General features: G+C 42.2%; 9 protein-coding genes. 6 read left to right on the forward strand and 3 right to left on the reverse strand.

Annotation, left to right across the window (positions count from 1 at the left end):
- Positions 1–606 precede the first annotated feature (606 nt).
- The 3 genes from H5125_RS18040 (at position 607) to pflA (ending at position 5,644) form a co-directional block, all read left to right on the forward strand.
- Positions 607–2,139 carry a DUF3360 family protein gene (locus tag H5125_RS18040; RefSeq protein WP_101088047.1) on the forward strand — a complete coding sequence of 511 codons (1,533 nt, stop codon included), beginning with the start codon at positions 607–609 and terminating at the stop codon, positions 2,137–2,139.
- Between the two features lie 406 nt (positions 2,140–2,545).
- Positions 2,546–4,828 carry a formate C-acetyltransferase gene (gene pflB, locus H5125_RS18045; protein WP_182744934.1) on the forward strand — a complete coding sequence of 761 codons (2,283 nt, stop codon included), beginning with the start codon at positions 2,546–2,548 and terminating at the stop codon, positions 4,826–4,828.
- A 78-nt stretch (positions 4,829–4,906) separates the two neighbouring features.
- Positions 4,907–5,644, forward strand: a complete 738-nt coding sequence (gene pflA / locus H5125_RS18050; protein ID WP_101088044.1) for a pyruvate formate lyase 1-activating protein — start codon at positions 4,907–4,909, stop codon at positions 5,642–5,644.
- A 53-nt stretch (positions 5,645–5,697) separates the two neighbouring features.
- On the opposite strand, the gene yfbV is transcribed toward pflA, so the two are convergent.
- Positions 5,698–6,135, reverse strand: a complete 438-nt coding sequence (yfbV, locus tag H5125_RS18055) for a terminus macrodomain insulation protein YfbV (protein WP_162024315.1) — start codon at positions 6,133–6,135, stop codon at positions 5,698–5,700.
- Positions 6,136–6,364: 229 nt separating this feature from the next.
- Here yfbV and ackA point away from each other — a divergent pair, with 229 nt between their 5' ends.
- Positions 6,365–7,567 carry an acetate kinase gene (ackA, locus tag H5125_RS18060; RefSeq protein ID WP_101088040.1) on the forward strand — a complete coding sequence of 401 codons (1,203 nt, stop codon included), beginning with the start codon at positions 6,365–6,367 and terminating at the stop codon, positions 7,565–7,567.
- Positions 7,568–7,629: 62 nt separating this feature from the next.
- Positions 7,630–9,780, forward strand: coding sequence for a phosphate acetyltransferase (gene pta / locus H5125_RS18065; protein ID WP_101088038.1), 2,151 nt, complete (start codon positions 7,630–7,632; stop codon positions 9,778–9,780).
- A gap of 264 nt (positions 9,781–10,044) precedes the next feature.
- Here pta and topA read toward each other — a convergent pair whose 3' ends face one another.
- A complete protein-coding gene (topA, locus tag H5125_RS18070) occupies positions 10,045–12,684 on the reverse strand; it encodes a type I DNA topoisomerase (protein WP_182744935.1) in 2,640 nt (879 codons plus the stop codon).
- A gap of 391 nt (positions 12,685–13,075) precedes the next feature.
- Here topA and astB point away from each other — a divergent pair, with 391 nt between their 5' ends.
- Positions 13,076–14,410, forward strand: a complete 1,335-nt coding sequence (gene astB, locus H5125_RS18075; RefSeq protein ID WP_162022778.1) for an N-succinylarginine dihydrolase — start codon at positions 13,076–13,078, stop codon at positions 14,408–14,410.
- 148 nt (positions 14,411–14,558) lie between these two features.
- Here the strand turns inward: astB and H5125_RS18080 are convergent, their stop codons facing one another.
- Positions 14,559–17,057, reverse strand: coding sequence for a hypothetical protein (locus H5125_RS18080; protein ID WP_182744936.1), 2,499 nt, complete (start codon positions 17,055–17,057; stop codon positions 14,559–14,561).
- Between the last annotated feature and the right edge of the window lie 124 nt (positions 17,058–17,181).

A 17,181-nucleotide genomic window follows, 5' to 3' on the forward strand; every position in this document is an offset into this window, starting at 1 on the left:
ATCAATTTCATGTTTATCAATTTCATGTTTATCAATTTCATGTTTATCAAGTACTGATATTATCAACCACCAAAGCCAATCTTACTTTCCTTCAGCCAGCACTCGACCAATTTATTTTGTAACCACCATGGTAGCTACTGCAGCGGTCATTTCTCTATAATTCTTAATAATCCCGTCGACAAGTCTTAAATATAATTGAATAATAATTATACCCAGTATCAATTATATTGATGTGACACAATATTCTGAAATGAGTATTGCTTACGAGGTGAGTTATTAGGCAAATTTACTGATCTAATTTTGCTGTTAACTTGTTATCCAGCTCTCACTTCTAGTAAACAAAACATCAACTTTCTTGATACCAAGTGATGCAATCTCAACGCTATGCTAAAATCCACAAGGTAAATTGGTCTTACCAAAAAAGATCGTAATAAGGACATCACTGTAATGCTTCCCTAATAAAGGCATCGCAGCTGAGCAAAGTGATAAGAGCCATTGCGGCTCACCGGCAAGCTGCTCTTACGGACATAGCCATCACTTCAAAGGAACACACTCAAACTTCATCATTTGATGGATTAACCTGTTCTTTTCGGAGAATGAGAAATTATGTCAGACACAGTCAGTAATTCAGATACACAAGCTCAAGAAGCAAGCTACAGCGAGCTTCACCGTCCTGCTAGCGAGTTTGACACTCGCGATGCCTATCTAGAAAATGAACTCAAGATAATGAAGCCCAAACGTTGGGGACTCAACCTTCCTGGACGTGATTTTCGTTTTGAATGGGAAGACTTAGTCCCAGCCATTGCAGGAACCATTGGTATTACTGTTATGTATTCTGCAGTAATGGCAGCTTGGGCTGCAGGTTTAAGTGAAAAATGGGATCACGTCAATCTTGGGGCAGAATTTGCTATCCAGATTGTCCGTGTAGAAATGCTCATCCCAGCTTTACTCTTCTGTATTATTAGCTCTGGTTTTATTAATCCAAGAGCAAACCTTGGCGGCAACCATGGACCAATGATCCCGTTAATTGGTACCATCGCGCTCGCTGGTGCTCATCCATTAGCGTTAGCAATCCTCATTGGTATATTTGGCTTGATTTTAAGTTATTTCAAAGGGGGCTCGAAACTGGTTAACCTCACCAGTAGCGGTGTGGCCGGCGGTTTATTGGTGTTCTTAGGATTTATGGGAGCTAAAAGTCAGATAGGTTCGTTATTTGACTGGGCAGGAGGACTGCAAGCCAAGCACAGTCTTGACTATTCACTCGGTTATGTTGCATTTACCATCTTGTTAATCAATGTCATTATTTATGCAGCATTAGCCAAATACGGTAAACGCTGGTTAGCGATTCCATTGTGTTCTATTGCAGCAGTTGCTCTGGCATTTGGCCTAGGCGCAGGCTTAGATTTACAATTTACTACCGCTCCAGGCATCCCAAATCTCAATCCAGTTTATTGGTGGGGTTCAACTGAACATGGTTGGCAGTTAGGCTTACCAAATGCAGCTCATTTTATTGCATCATTACCATTCGCAATTCTGGCTGTTGCCATGTGGTCACCAGACTTTCTTGGTCATCGTATTTTCCAAGAATTAAATTATCCAAAAGGCGCTGAAAAAGTACTGATGGATGTTGATGACACGATGACAACTTGCTCAGTAAGACAGATCGTTGGTACTGCAGTCGGTGGCGGTAATATTACCTCATCGTGGGGAACTTACATGATCCCAGCGGCTATTGCCAAACGCCCTATTCCAGCTGGCGCTATCCTACTCGGTAGCTTGTGTATTATTGTGGCTATCATTGGTTATCCTATGGATATCACGGTGTGGCGCCCTGTTATGTCGATTGCGCTTTTAGTTGGCGTATTCCTGCCGTTATTAGAGGCAGGTTTACAGATGGTTAAAGACACGACGAGTAGCCAAGCCGCAGGTATCTGTATTTTCGCTGCATTTGTTGCCAACCCAGTATTAGCTTGGGCGTTAACCATGTTACTTGATAATAATGGCTTAATTGGTGATAAAGAGCGTCCTAAAACCTTGTCATTTGCAGACCGTATCGTTATCCCAAGCCTAGCCTTTGTGATTTGTTTGGCGGCGATGTTAGCAGTAGGCATGATCGAAGGGATTCCAGCGTTGCTATAATCTAGTCATGTTCGGTAATACCATCAATATAAAAGCGAGATCGGCAATGGTTTCGCTTTTTATTTGCCAAAAATTGCCGCGGGCTACTCCAAGTTATAAACAGATATGTTAGCCAGTTAACACTTTTGATAATCCGTTAGCGAAAGCTGCCGATATCGTCATTATGCTGTGCTATTATTAACCCATGGATAATTGGTCTTACCAATTGGTTCATTAACAGAAACAATATCGATTAGCGTCATTACACAAGCCAGGCGGAACATTTCTGCCATCAATGTCGCAGAAGATGTAAACGGCTCAGTCTAGCGAATCTACCTAGACGACAGAATGTAAACACTCAACGGATACCAGCACTTTGTGTTAATTGTGATGACATCCGTAGAAAATCAACCAGAGGGTTAAGTAAATGACAGATAAAACCGAACTATTTGCCAACGCGTGGGAAGGTTTCGTAGCTGGCGATTGGAAAACTGAAGTTAACGTACGTGACTTTATCCAACAAAATTACACACCATATGAGGGTGATGAATCATTCTTAGCAGGTGCAACAGATGCAACATTAACTTTGTGGGACAAAGTAATGGAAGGCATCAAGCAAGAGAACCAAACTCATGCTCCAGTCGATTTCGACACTGAAATGGTTTCAACCATTACCTCTCATGATGCTGGCTATATCAATAAAGACCTTGAAACTATCGTTGGTTTACAAACTGAAGCGCCATTAAAGCGTGCCATGCTGCCCAATGGTGGTATTCGTATGGTTGAAGGTTCATGTAAAGCTTATGGCCGTGAACTTAACAGCGATGTGAATTACGTTTACTCTGAGTTACGCAAAACCCATAACCAAGGCGTGTTTGATGTTTATACCCCAGAAATTATGGCTTGCCGTAAATCAGGTATATTAACAGGTTTACCTGATGCCTATGGTCGTGGTCGTATTATTGGTGACTACCGCCGTATTGCTTTGTACGGTATCGATTACCTAATGAAAGATAAGTTTGCCCAATTCAGCTCACTGCAAGCGCAATTTGAAGCTGGTGAAGACTTATCAAGTGTGATCCAATTACGTGAAGAGATTTCTGAGCAACATCGTGCTTTAGGCCAAATGAAAGTGATGGCAGCTAAATACGGTTGTGATATTTCTGTACCCGCCAAAAATGCTAAAGAAGCCATTCAATGGACTTACTTTGGTTACCTTGCTGCAGTAAAAAGCCAAAATGGCGCAGCAATGTCACTGGGTCGTACCTCAACGTTCATTGATGCTTATATTGAACGTGACATTAAAAATGGTGTTCTTACTGAACAGCAAGCACAAGAAATGGTTGACCATTTCGTGATGAAACTACGTATGGTTCGTTTCCTGCGTACACCTGAATACGATGAACTATTCTCAGGCGATCCAATCTGGGCAACTGAATCTATCGCAGGTATGGGTCTTGATGGTCGCACATTGGTGACTAAATCAAGCTTCCGTTTCTTGCATACCTTGTACAACATGGGCCCAAGCCCAGAGCCAAACATTACCGTGTTATGGTCTACAAGATTGCCACAAGGTTTTAAAAGTTACTGTGCCAAAGTATCAATTGACACTAGCTCAATTCAATACGAAAACGATGACTTAATGCGCCCAGACTTTGAGTCAGACGATTACGCCATTGCTTGTTGTGTTAGCCCAATGATTTTGGGTAAGCATATGCAGTTCTTCGGTGCTCGCGCTAACTTAGCCAAAACCATGTTATATGCCATTAACGGTGGTGTTGACGAAAAGCTTAAAACCCAAATTGCACCAAAAGCGGACCCAATCACTGCTGATGTACTTGATTTTGATGATGTTATGTCACGTCTTGATGGCTTAATGGACTGGCTTGCAACGCAGTATGTGTCTGCGCTTAACGCGATTCACTTTATGCATGACAAATACTCTTACGAGTCTGCGTTAATGGCATTACATGACCGCGATGTGCGCCGTACAATGGCGTGTGGTATTGCAGGTTTGTCAATTGCTGCCGATTCATTGTCAGCGATTAAGTTTGCTCAAGTTAAGCCTATTCGCGATGAAAATGGTATTGCGGTTGATTTTGACATTCAAGGTGACTATCCAAAATTTGGTAACAATGATGCTCGTGTCGATGACATTGCTTGCGATTTAGTTGAACGTTTTATGGCGAAAATTCGCACTAAAAAAATGTACCGTAATGCCATTCCAACACAATCAATCTTAACCATCACTTCAAACGTGGTTTATGGTAAGAAAACCGGTAACACTCCTGACGGTCGTCGTTCAGGCGCTCCGTTTGCGCCTGGTGCCAACCCGATGCATGGTCGTGATGAAAATGGTGCAATTGCTTCATTAACATCAGTGGCTAAACTGCCTTTTGCCCACGCACAAGATGGTGTTTCTTATACTTTCTCTATCGTGCCAAATGCATTAGGTAAAGATGATACGGGTCGTCGTACTAACTTAGCGTCATTGATGGATGGCTACTTCCTAAGCAAGCCTAACCGTGAAGGTGGTCAACACTTAAACGTTAACGTGATGAACCGTGAAATGTTAGAAGATGCGATTGTTAATCCGGATAAATATCCACAATTAACTATTCGTGTATCGGGTTATGCCGTTCGCTTTAATGCGCTCACCCCTGAGCAGCAGCAAGACGTGATTACTCGTACATTTACTAAAAGTATGTAGTCTCTGCTAAAATTGGCTGTATCGATGTGTAACATCTTATCGATACAGCCTTTTTTATACCCATTTTAAGGAACAACAATGACGTTAGGTCGCATACATTCAGTGGAATCATTCGGAACCGTTGACGGTCCAGGAATTCGCTACATCGCTTTTATGCAAGGTTGCCTTATGCGCTGCCAATATTGTCATAATCGTGATACATGGGATCTAGATGGCGGTAAGGAAGTTTCTGTTGATGAAATAATGAGCCAAGTCATTTCATATCAACCCTTTTTAGACGCCAGCGGTGGTGGCATTACAGCCAGTGGTGGTGAAGCAATTTTACAAGCTCAATTTGTCAGCGAACTGTTTAAAGCCTGCAAAAGTCAGGGTATACACACTTGCTTAGACACCAACGGCTTTGTGCGTAAATACGAACCCGTAATAGATGAGTTGCTCGACAATACCGACTTAGTGTTACTTGATATCAAACAAATGGACGATGCCAAACACATCGAACTGACTAAAGTCAGTAACCATCGAACACTACAGTTTGCGCAATATCTTACCAAACGAAATATTAAAACCTGGATCCGTTATGTGGTTGTCGCTGGATTTACTGAAGATGTCGAATCAGCCATCGCATTAGCTGAGTTCATTAAACCGATGAGCAATGTTGAAAAAGTTGAATTATTGCCTTATCACCCGTTAGGGGAACATAAATGGCAAGCTTTTGGCGAAACGTATACTTTGGCAGATATTTCACCGCCAAGTACAGAAATTATGCAGAGAATTCAGCAGGTGTTTGTTGACCGAGGTATTAACGCTACATTTTAGTCACAATAACAATAAACAGATGTAAATTAGCATCGGCTTATACATAAGATGAATTATAATTCGTCCCAGTAACTTTGATCTAAACGTTCAAAAGCCAGTTTCAAAATGGTGGCCATATCAGAATAGCAGGCTTTTGCGCCTAAAGGTTGGCAATAAATACCCATCTCAGTCAATGCTGAGCTGAGTTGGTTGCCCCAATCAAATAATGATAACGGTAACGGATGGCTCGCTCGCCAACCTAACCATAATAAGCCTTGTAGTGGCAAGCTGATAAAAAAGAGCAACATCGTTAATGCTTGCGGTAAATAATCCCAGCCAAATATATACAGCTGACTAGCCGCAACGACTAATGCCAACACAGGCATTGCAATAATCGCTAATTGAGTCGCTTTGACGACACGGTACTCAGGGAAATAAAACCCAAGTTGCCTAACCATTGGCCAGGTCTTCATATAACGTTGACCATCGCCAAGTAATTTAACCAAATTCATGTTCAATATACGGCTACCTTTACAGCTTGGGACATGAGTATAACGATAACATAATACAGTGTCATGCCCAAAATGCACTGGAGAATTTACGCCTATACTGATTTAAATTTCAGTCGTAAATCACGGTAAGAACACCGAAGTGTGGCGTTTATGAATGAATAATCATAAACCTTAATCAAAATGGAATTTTACTATTTTATTTAGTTTCATTGACTTAAAAGGCGTTAACATGTCAGACAAATTAGTACTCGTGCTCAACTGCGGTAGCTCATCATTAAAATTTGCCATCATTGATGCTCAATCAGGCGATGATAAAGTTTCTGGATTAGCTGAATGTTTTGGTTTAGAAGATTCACGCATTAAGTGGAAATCTGATGGCAGCAAGAATGAAGCCAAATTAGGTGCCTTTACTGCGCATCGCGAAGCGGTAGAATTCATCGTTAATAACATTTTGGCAGACCATCCAGAACTTGCGGCACAAATTAAAGCCGTTGGTCATCGTATCGTCCATGGTGGTGAAAAGTTTACTCGCTCGGTTATTGTTACACCGGATGTCATTCAGGGTATTGAAGATTGTGCGTCATTAGCGCCTCTGCATAATCCTGCGCATTTAATTGGTATTCGTGCCGCGCTCGCTTCATTCCCAGATTTGCCACAAGTTGCAGTATTTGACACCGCATTTCATCAAACCATGCCCGAAAAGGCATATATTTATGCCCTACCCTACAAATTGTATCGTGAACATAGTATTCGCCGTTATGGCATGCATGGTACTAGCAACATCTATATTTGTCGTGAAGCAGCCAAAGTATTAGGCAAAGAGACTAAAGACACCAATATTATTTGTGCACATTTAGGTAATGGTGCATCGGTAACGGCCATTAAAGGTGGCAAAAGTGTCGACACGTCAATGGGCTTAACTCCGCTTGAAGGTTTAGTTATGGGTACACGTTGCGGCGATTTAGACCCATCAATTATTTTCCATTTAGTTAAACAACTTGGCTATACCCTTGATGAAGTCAATAACCTACTGAATAAGCAAAGTGGTTTATTGGGTATTTCAGAACTCACCAACGACTGTCGTGGGATTGAAGAAGGTTATCAAGACGGTCACAAAGGTGCCACACTAGCCTTAGATATCTTCTGCTATCGTTTAGCCAAATATATCGCCTCTTACACTGTGCCATTAGGGCGTTTAGACGCCATTATATTTACTGGCGGTATTGGCGAAAACTCAGACCTTATTCGCGAGAAAGTCCTTAATTTATTGGCAATATTTAACTTCAAAGTCGATGATAATTTGAATAAAGCGGCTCGTTTTGGCCAACAAGGCATCATTACTCAAGTAGGTAGCCCTATTGCTATGGTCATACCAACAAATGAAGAGTGGGTTATTGCCGAAGATGCTATTAAGCTGATCACCGCTAAATAAGCAGCTTATTCGGTCTTATATTCGGTTAATTAACATGAACAATACGCACACAAGAGGTCGTCATGTCTCGTAATATTATGCTTATTCCAATCGGTATTGGAGTGGGATTAACATCACTAAGCTTAGGTATGGTTCGTGCACTTGAACGCAAAGGCGTTAAAGTGCAATTTTTTAAACCTATTGCGCAAATTCGATCCGGTGATACTGGTCCAGAACGTTCAACCACTATTTTAAGCACGTCTCCAACTGTTAATCCGTTGGAACCTTATTCAATGGTCCATGCTGAAGCGTTAATCCGTTCAGAGCAAACTGATGTCCTACTAGAACAGATTATTGCCCGCGCAGCAGAATGCGCCAGTAATACTGAAATCCTAGTGGTTGAAGGCTTAGTACCAACACGTAGCCATCCATTTGCTGATGACATTAACTATGAAATTGCCAAAGCATTAGACGCCGATGTTATTTTCATCGCAACCCCTGGAAACGATACGCCTAATGGATTAATGAATCGATTAGAAATCGCCTTTAACTCTTGGGGTGGACAGAAAAACAAACGTTTAATTGGCGCTATCATCAATAAAATTGGTGCTCCCGTTGACAACGAAGGTCGCACTCGTCCTGATTTATCTGAAGTATTTGATGATAAAAATATGAACGCGGTTGATAGCTCGGGAATGTTCCAACTTCCGGGTAAAAGTCCGCTGCGTATATTAGGCAGTGTGCCATACAATTTAGAGCTAATTGCCCCGCGCGCATCTGATTTAGCTAAGCACTTAAATGCCAAAATCATTAATGCCGGTGAAATGCATACTCGTCGTATGCGCCGTGTAACATTTTGTGCCCGTAGCCTGCCTAACATGGTTACTCACATCAAAACAAATTCATTGTTAGTGACTTCTGGCGATCGCTCCGACGTGATCGTGTCTGCATGTTTAGCAGCCATGAACGGCGTTAAAATTGGCGCGTTGTTGCTTACTGGGGGCTACCCGCCAGAACCAGAAATCATGAAGTTATGTGAACAAGCTTTTGAAACAGGCTTGCCAGTATTTTTAATTGATTCCAATACATGGCAGACCTCGCTCAATATTCAACGTTTTGATCATGAAGTGCCTGTGGATGATGCGGTGCGCGTTGAAAAAGTGCAAGAATACGTGGCCAGCCATATCGACCAAACCTGGATTGAAAGTGTTACCCAGGATTCTCCACGTGAACACCGTCTATCTCCTCCGGCATTCCGTTACAAGTTAACTGAACTAGCCCGTGCAGCCCGTAAAACTATCGTGCTTCCTGAAGGTGAAGAGCCTAGAACCGTTAAGGCTGCATCAATCTGTGCAGAACGGGGTATTGCTCGTTGCGTGTTAATCGGTAACCGCGAAGAGATCTTACGCGTTGCATCGCAACAAGATGTTATTTTAGGTGAAGGCATCGAAATCATTGAGCCAGAAACTGTGCGTGAAAAGTACGTTGAGCCTATGCTCGAATTACGTCGCAGCAAAGGATTAACAGAAGTTGTTGCCCGTGAACAACTGGAAGATAACATGGTGCTTGGTACCATGATGCTGGCACAAGATGAAGTTGATGGAATTGTGTCTGGTGCTATTCATACTACGGCACACACTATTCGCCCACCATTGCAGTTGATCAAAACGGCACCGGGTTCTAGCTTAGTGTCATCGATTTTCTTCATGCTGATGCCAGATCAAGTATTAGTGTATGGTGATTGCGCGATTAACCCAGATCCAAGTCCTGAACAGCTAGCCGATATTGCGATTCAGTCAGCTGAATCAGCTAAAGCCTTTGGTATTGAGCCTCGCGTTGCGATGATCAGTTACTCAACGGGGACTTCTGGCACCGGTTCAGATGTGGATAAAGTACGTGAAGCCACACGAATCGCTAAAGAAAAACGTCCGGACTTGATTATCGATGGTCCATTGCAATACGATGCAGCCGTCATGCCTAACGTAGCGCTCTCTAAAGCACCTGACAGCCCTGTCGCAGGTAAAGCAACCGTATTTGTGTTCCCAGATTTAAACACGGGTAACACCACATACAAGGCGGTACAGCGTAGTGCTGATTTAATCAGCATCGGGCCAATGCTTCAAGGGATGCGTAAACCGGTTAACGATTTATCACGCGGCGCATTAGTCGATGATATTGTCTACACCATTGCGTTAACGGCGATTCAAGCAGCACAGAATAGTGAGAAAAAATAACGTCAGGCACTTCAGTGTAATATCGTTGTGAATTTACAATAAATGACCACTAAAAAAGCACTGATATTTATCGGTGCTTTTTTTGTGTCTGATGTCTTAGATTTTTTGTTTGATTGTCTGTTTGTCTGTTTGTCTGTTTGCAAAAGCATGTCCCTATGCGGTTCATGATACAAAAAATAATTAAGTCATTTATGGCACAAACAAAAACGCTACCCAATTGGGTAGCGTTTATAAAGAGCGTTATGTATCAATCAATACTAAAAATTATTTCTTAGCTTTTTTCTTAGTTGATTCACTAACCCATTTACCGCCGATAAACTTAGAAGACCAACCGGTAGCTTTGCCGTCAACTTCAGTAGCAACATACTGCTCTTTGGTTTTACGACTAAATTTAACCGAGGCTTTATTGCCTTCATCATCTTCGACTGGCGCATCGGCAAGATACGCATATTTAGGCCATAACAAATCGCGATACTGCACTAACTCTTCCACTAACGGCGCACGTGTTTCACGCGATTTAGGGAAAGTACTGGCGGCTAAAAATATACCAGCAGCACCATCACGAAGCACAAAGTGAGCATCCGATTTAGTACATTTTAATTCAGGTAGAAAGATAGGATCTTCTTTTGGTGGCGCCGCTTCACCGCTTCTCAGCAACTTACGGGTGTTTTTACACTCGCTATTGGTGCAACCAAAATACTTACCAAATCGACCGTTTTTAAGTTCCATATTATTGCCGCAACGATCGCACTCAATAATTGGACCTTCATAGCCTTTAATCTTAAATTGTCCGGCTTCAACTTCGTAACCATCACATGACGGGTTATTACCACAAACATGTAATTTACGTGTTTCGTCAATGAGATAACTGTCCATCGCGGTACCACACTTACCACATCGATGTTTAGCACGTAACGCTTCTGTTTCGCCATCTTCATTGTCGCTAACCGCTTCTTCACCTGGGGTTAAGTTTAGCGTGGTCTTACAACGTTCTTTAGGCGGCAACGCATAACCAGAACAACCTAAGAACACCCCTGTTGAACCAGTACGAATACCCATTGGACGGCCACAGGTTGGACACTTAATGTCGTCTGTTAATACCATCTCATTAGGGCGCATACCACCTTCATCAGGATCTAACTCGGCCAACAATAACTGCTTGGTAAAGTCGCCATAAAAACCGTCTAATACTTTTTTCCAGTCCAGCTTACCTTGAGCAACATCATCTAATGTTTGCTCCATGCTGGCGGTAAAGTCGTAGCTCATTAATTCTTTAAAACTGCCGACTAAGCGTTCGCTGACAATCTCACCCATTTTTTCAGCAAAGAAACGGCGGTTATCAACTTTAACGTAACCACGATCCTGAATGGTTGAAATAATCGTCGCATACGTTGAAGGACGACCAATACCACGCTTCTCAAGCTCTTTAACCAAAGACGCTTCACTGTAACGCGGTGCAGGCTTGGTAAAGTGTTGCTTAGGAGATAAGGTTTCAAGCACTAACTTGTCACCTTTTGCAACGACTGGTAGCGTCTTATCTTCTTCGTTTTTCTTACTCACTTGTGGCTGAACACGAGTCCAACCATCAAAACGTAAGGTACGGCCACTGGCTTTTAATTCGTAATCACCCGCGGTTACCGTTAAACGTGTTGCATCATATTGAGCAGGTGTCATTTGACATGACACAAATTGACGCCAGATAAGCTCATACAAGCGCTGAGCGTCTCTTTCCATATCGGTTAACGAAGCGGACTGCACAGCCACGTTCGACGGTCTAATAGCTTCATGCGCCTCTTGAGCGCCCTCTTTGCTACCATAACGAATAGGTTCTGCCGGTAAATACTTGTCACCGAACTCGGCACCAATCATTTCACGTAAGTTTTCAACCGCTTCTTTACTCAAATTGGTTGAATCGGTACGCATATACGTAATATGGCCAGCTTCGTACAAACGCTGCGCCATCATCATGGTTTTCTTAACACCAAAACTAAGACGAGTACTGGCAGCTTGCTGCAATGTCGACGTAATATAAGGTGCCGAAGGTTTGCTTGAGGTTGCTTTATCTTCACGCGCAGTAACAACATATGCTGCATCACGCAACGCATCGACAGCGACTTTAGCTTGCGCTTCATTAATCGGTTCAAATGCAGCAGATTGATACTTCATCACCTGCATTTTCAAGCTAGCGGCGGTAGGTGTATTTAACTCAGCATGGATATCCCAAAACTCTTCTGGAACAAACGCTTTAATTTCACTTTCACGCTCTACAACTAAGCGCACTGCAACCGACTGAACACGCCCAGCAGATAAACCTCGAGCGACTTTTTTCCATAATAATGGTGATACCATAAAGCCAACAACACGGTCTAAAAAGCGACGAGCTTGCTGGGCATTAACCATATTGGTATCAAGTACCGACGGTTTACTAAACGCATCTTGAATCGCTGTTTTAGTAATTTCGTTGAACACAACTCGCTGATACCGTGAAGGATCACCACCAATAATTTCCTGTAAATGCCAGGCAATGGCTTCCCCTTCACGGTCCAAATCCGTTGCGAGATATATTTGGTCAGCAGTTTCTGCTAACGCTTTTAATTCTTTAACAACTTTTTCTTTACCAGGCAGAATTTGATACTTAGCCGCCCAGTCTTTATCTGGGTTAACACCCATTCGCGCTACAAGCGCTTGTTTGTCTCTGATCAGCTTGTATTCAGCTTTTTCTTCAGGAGATAATTTCTTAACTTCTGCTGCGGTTTTAGTCACAGTTGTACCGTCAGAAGTAGACGAAGTTGGTAAGTCACGAATATGACCTACACTCGACTTCACAATGAAGTCTTTACCAAGATATTTATTAATTGTCTTGGCTTTGGCCGGCGATTCGACAATAACTAGCGATTTACCCATAGTTTTATTTGCGCCAAAAAGTCTCGAAAAAAAGAAAATTGATTCCATATATAGAGGGTTGAGACAATAGTTTCAAGTTAATCCCTCTTTTACATGGCTAGTAAGTCATTTTTTAATCAGAATTGAATCAAAAATAAAAAATGTAAAAAATAATATGCGTTTTTTAAACGTAATTTTTCACTTAATGATACTTGCGAGCACCTTCAGTGCATTTTTAGTCATTTATACACATTTGTACAAATTAACCACACCTTGTTAACCCTTATAGCTTCAGTATACTGGGGTTAAATTAGCGTTAACTGACATGAACAATCACGTTCCTTTTTTATAAGTAACACAAATGAGTGTAACTACAATAATAATTATTCACTAAAATTCTCAAGGATCACGAATGAAGCATTTTGAAGCGAACTTTGATGGCTTGGTTGGACCAACCCATAACTATGCCGGATTATCATTTGGTAATGTGGCCTCATTTAGTAATGCGGCCCAGACATCAAATCCTAAAGCGGCAGCGAAACAAGGTTTGCAAAAAGCCAAGTCATTAGCAGATTTGGGGATGGTGCAAGGGGTATTAGCCCCACAGGAGCGCCCAGACCTATACACATTGCGTCGAATTGGTTTTTCTGGGTCTGACGCTGAAGTTTTACAAAAAGCTGCTCAGCAGGCTCCTGCGCTACTTAATGCTTGTTGCAGTGCATCAAGTATGTGGACAGCTAACGCGGCTACAGTGTCACCCAGTGCAGACACCTGTGACGGTAAAGTTCACTTCACCCCAGCTAATTTAGTTGATAAATTACACCGCAGTATTGAACCTGTCACTACCGGCAATATTTTGCAGGCGACATTTAATAACGACCGCTATTTTAAGCATCATCAACATTTGCCAGAACACGCAAGCTTTGGTGATGAAGGAGCAGCTAATCATACTCGACTATGTTCTGAATATGGTCATGCTGGCGTTGAATTATTTGTCTATGGTCAAACAGCAACTAACCCTAACGCCCCTAAACCAACAAAATATCCAGCTCGCCAAACTTTGGAAGCATCTCAAGCAGTAGCGCGGTTGCACCAACTTGAAGATGAAAGCTGCGTGTTTATGCAGCAAAATCCAGATGTGATTGATCAAGGTGTATTCCACAATGACGTTATTTCAGTGGGTAACAAAAATGTGTTGTTCTACCACGAACAAGCGTTTTTAAATACCGAAGCAAAGTTCGATGAAATTCGCCGTAAAATGAACTCTGATATGCATTTTGTCAAAGTCACCACAGAGCAAGTATCCATTGATAATGCCGTTCGTAGTTACTTATTTAATACCCAAATCATCACCCTACCTTCAGGTGAAATGGCCATTATTGCGCCAACAAATTGCCAGGAAAACCCTGCTGTATTTGCTTACTTAAATGAACTTGTTACCTTAGGCACGCCGATCAAACAAGTGCGCTATTATGATGTTAAGCAAAGTATGCAAAACGGTGGTGGTCCAGCCTGTTTACGTTTACGAGTCGCGATGAACGAACAAGAAGTCGCTGCAGTTAATCAAAACACATTGATGAATGACGGTTTATTTACCCGCTTAAATGCCTGGGTTGATAGACATTATCGTGACCAACTCACTGTAAGCGATCTAGCCGACCCACAATTAATTATTGAATCACGCACCGCGTTAGATGAACTCACACAAATATTAAAGTTAGGCAGCGTGTATCAGTTCCAAAGATAACGTTAACGGGTCGAATAAATAATTGAATAACATATTTTAAAAGCCAACAGCATCCGCTGTTGGCTTTTTGTTTTACATTGCTAAACCGAATCAATAAAAAAGGCGCTAAGTGCGCCTTTTTAACGATTGAAACAGTTACCCTAATCGATTATAGGATTGTTACACCAATGGATACCACTGGAGTAACCAGACCATTTGCGGATTCAACTTCGACAAGGAATACACCAGAGTTTGGTTCATCTTCGCCTTTAATGGTTGTTGTAAACTGACGTCCACCATTGTAGTTAGTACTCGGCCATGTGTATTCACTTGAACTCACCACCGAGCCTGCTGATGTGGTAAATCTTACAATAGAACCGGCAGGCATTTGTTGATTATGTAAATCTGAAATCGTAAATGTTGCAGTTGCAGAGCCTTTACCCACAATGACCATACTGCTAGCGCCAGAATGAATACCAGTGCTATCAACAACCACAATATCAGCTGGGGCGGTAGCATAAGCGGCACTTCCAGACATCACTAAGGTTAAGCTTCTGCGAACAAACAATGACTTTGAATCACTGACGCCATCAGCACATGCACTGTGCACAGGGTCTGAACAAAGCACACCATTATATTTTCCATCTTTCACATCAAAACTACCATTAGCATTAAAATCGATTAACTCTTCCAATGTGCCACCAGCTTGACCACCGGTTTGCTGCGGATTAAAGAGGCCATCTTCATTGTAGTCGTTATAAGCATCATTTAAATCAAATGCTTGACCAGTGACATCTGTCCCAGTAAGAAACGTGTTGGCTTCTGATGCATCAAAGCGACCATTACCGTTTAAATCAGGGAAAGACTCTTCGCCAATTGCAGTGGCTGTGACAGTTGCACGTCCACCGTACTTTTGGCCATAAAAATTGCCATAAACAATATTGGCATTAAGACAAGTGATATCTTCGGAACCATCGCTTAGGTTGTAACATTTTAAGCTAGCTTGAGGGTTTTTCACTTGTACGCCTAACCCATCAAAAAGAACAACACCTTCAGGTCTTGGTAACTGGCTTATCCAAGATACCGAACATGCACCATCTACGGTTTGACATGCATCTTCAATAGAACCACCTTCAGTGGTAAAAGATACCGTTGTGCCATCGGGTACAGGGTTGTTAAACGCATCGGCCATACGAGCGGTAACCTTAACAACAGTACCATCTACATCCCAACCTTCTGCATTAAACAGTTCAGCGGATAAAGAAAAACTGTCTTGATCAGGAATACCCGTAGACACAATTAACTGGCTAGACTGACTCGATACTGCAGGAACTGCACCATTGTCTACCGTCGCAGTCACTCGTAAAGAAGTCGCGACTGTACCTGTGGTTACTACCGTTTGCACAATACCACTATTATCTGTAGTAGCTTGCAGGGGATCAATTTTAACCCCACCTACAGTAGTATTTAGTGCAAATTTAACATTTTGGTTAGCAACCACATTGCCATTTTTATCCAAAACTTTAAATTTAACCACTGATGATTCAGTACCACCAGTACCTAGAATACTTATGTTTTCAGGAATCGCTGATACAAACACAATACTGCCAACATCAGCTTGAAGTATATTTATGGTACCTACTGCAGATAAGCTAATACCACCAGCGTTAGCCGTGACATTTATTTGGTCTTCACCCACACAGCCTTCAGCACGATACGTTGAGGTTGCGACGCCATTACTTGACGACACAGGCGAACTAATCACTGCTTGCGCAGGGCTTTTGGTCGCACAAGTAGATGAAAAGTTTACATCCACAGGTTGTGTAAAGGCATTACCTAAATCATCTTGAATAGACACTGTTACCGTTGCCGTTCCACCCGCAGATAAATCAGTAGCACTAATAGCTGCGACACCTTCAACAAATGGTGTACCACTGCCCATCACGACGTTGGTTGCTCCAACAACAACAATAGTTGAACCGGTTTCATTGGTTGATAATGTCGCAGTTGCTTCACCAGCACCTAACGAACTGCCAGCATAAATATCAACGGTAGCTTTACCTTGTGCATTAGTTACTGCAGTTTTAACGGGTAAATCACCAATTGGGCTATCAAATGTAACAATTGAAGACTTTGTAATACCAGTGACTGTCGCAGTTAATTTACCTGGTGATAAAGTGCTAATCGATTGAACAGCGTTACCAGCGGCATCAGTTAACACCAATGACACTTGAGCCCCACCACCTGCAACACCGCCATCACCCGTCATAGTGACAAATAATGATGCACTTTCACCAGACGTGGTAGTCGCGGTTACTGTTGCTCCGGTATTAATCTCAGCCGTGTTGAGTTGGATAGTGGCGACACCGCTTGAATTGGTGACAACTTCACCGGTACTTGGCGCAAATGTACCGTAATCATCATTATTAAGCGTAAATGAAACAAGCGTGCTGACAGCGGCACCCGTTGAGTCTTTTACGGTTGCAGTAATAACTGCAGGTTCTGCAACAGAAACTTGAGTGTTGTCGATACTTAACGAAATAGATATGGTTGGGTCTGGTGTAGTCCCACCTCCGGTTCCATCATCGGTTATACTGCCACCGCCGCCACATGCGACGAGAAAAAAAGAACATAAAAGCGCAAAATAAACTTTATATGCTGACCTCATTGTCAGGCTCCCTGTTACATTAAAATAAACTTAAGAATTATTATAGTTACTTATACATTAACAATACGCAAACATCTTATAACTTTAGCATAACTCTACTATTTTATTCGCTATTTATTGGCGA

The sequence above is a fragment of the Shewanella sp. SR44-4 genome, from assembly GCF_014163715.1.
In the GTDB taxonomy this organism is placed as follows: Bacteria; Pseudomonadota; Gammaproteobacteria; order Enterobacterales; family Shewanellaceae; genus Shewanella.

What these genes read in the sequence shown, in the direction of transcription:
- H5125_RS18040 (WP_101088047.1), top strand. Translation starts at nt 607, where the DNA reads ATGTCAGACACAGTCAGTAATTCAGATACACAAGCTCAAGAAGCAAGC.
- pflB (WP_182744934.1), top strand. Translation starts at nt 2,546, where the DNA reads ATGACAGATAAAACCGAACTATTTGCCAACGCGTGGGAAGGTTTCGTA.
- pflA (WP_101088044.1), top strand. Translation starts at nt 4,907, where the DNA reads ATGACGTTAGGTCGCATACATTCAGTGGAATCATTCGGAACCGTTGAC.
- yfbV (WP_162024315.1), bottom strand. Translation starts at nt 6,135, where the DNA reads ATGAATTTGGTTAAATTACTTGGCGATGGTCAACGTTATATGAAGACC.
- ackA (WP_101088040.1), top strand. Translation starts at nt 6,365, where the DNA reads ATGTCAGACAAATTAGTACTCGTGCTCAACTGCGGTAGCTCATCATTA.
- pta (WP_101088038.1), top strand. Translation starts at nt 7,630, where the DNA reads ATGTCTCGTAATATTATGCTTATTCCAATCGGTATTGGAGTGGGATTA.
- topA (WP_182744935.1), bottom strand. Translation starts at nt 12,684, where the DNA reads ATGGGTAAATCGCTAGTTATTGTCGAATCGCCGGCCAAAGCCAAGACA.
- astB (WP_162022778.1), top strand. Translation starts at nt 13,076, where the DNA reads ATGAAGCATTTTGAAGCGAACTTTGATGGCTTGGTTGGACCAACCCAT.
- H5125_RS18080 (WP_182744936.1), bottom strand. Translation starts at nt 17,057, where the DNA reads ATGAGGTCAGCATATAAAGTTTATTTTGCGCTTTTATGTTCTTTTTTT.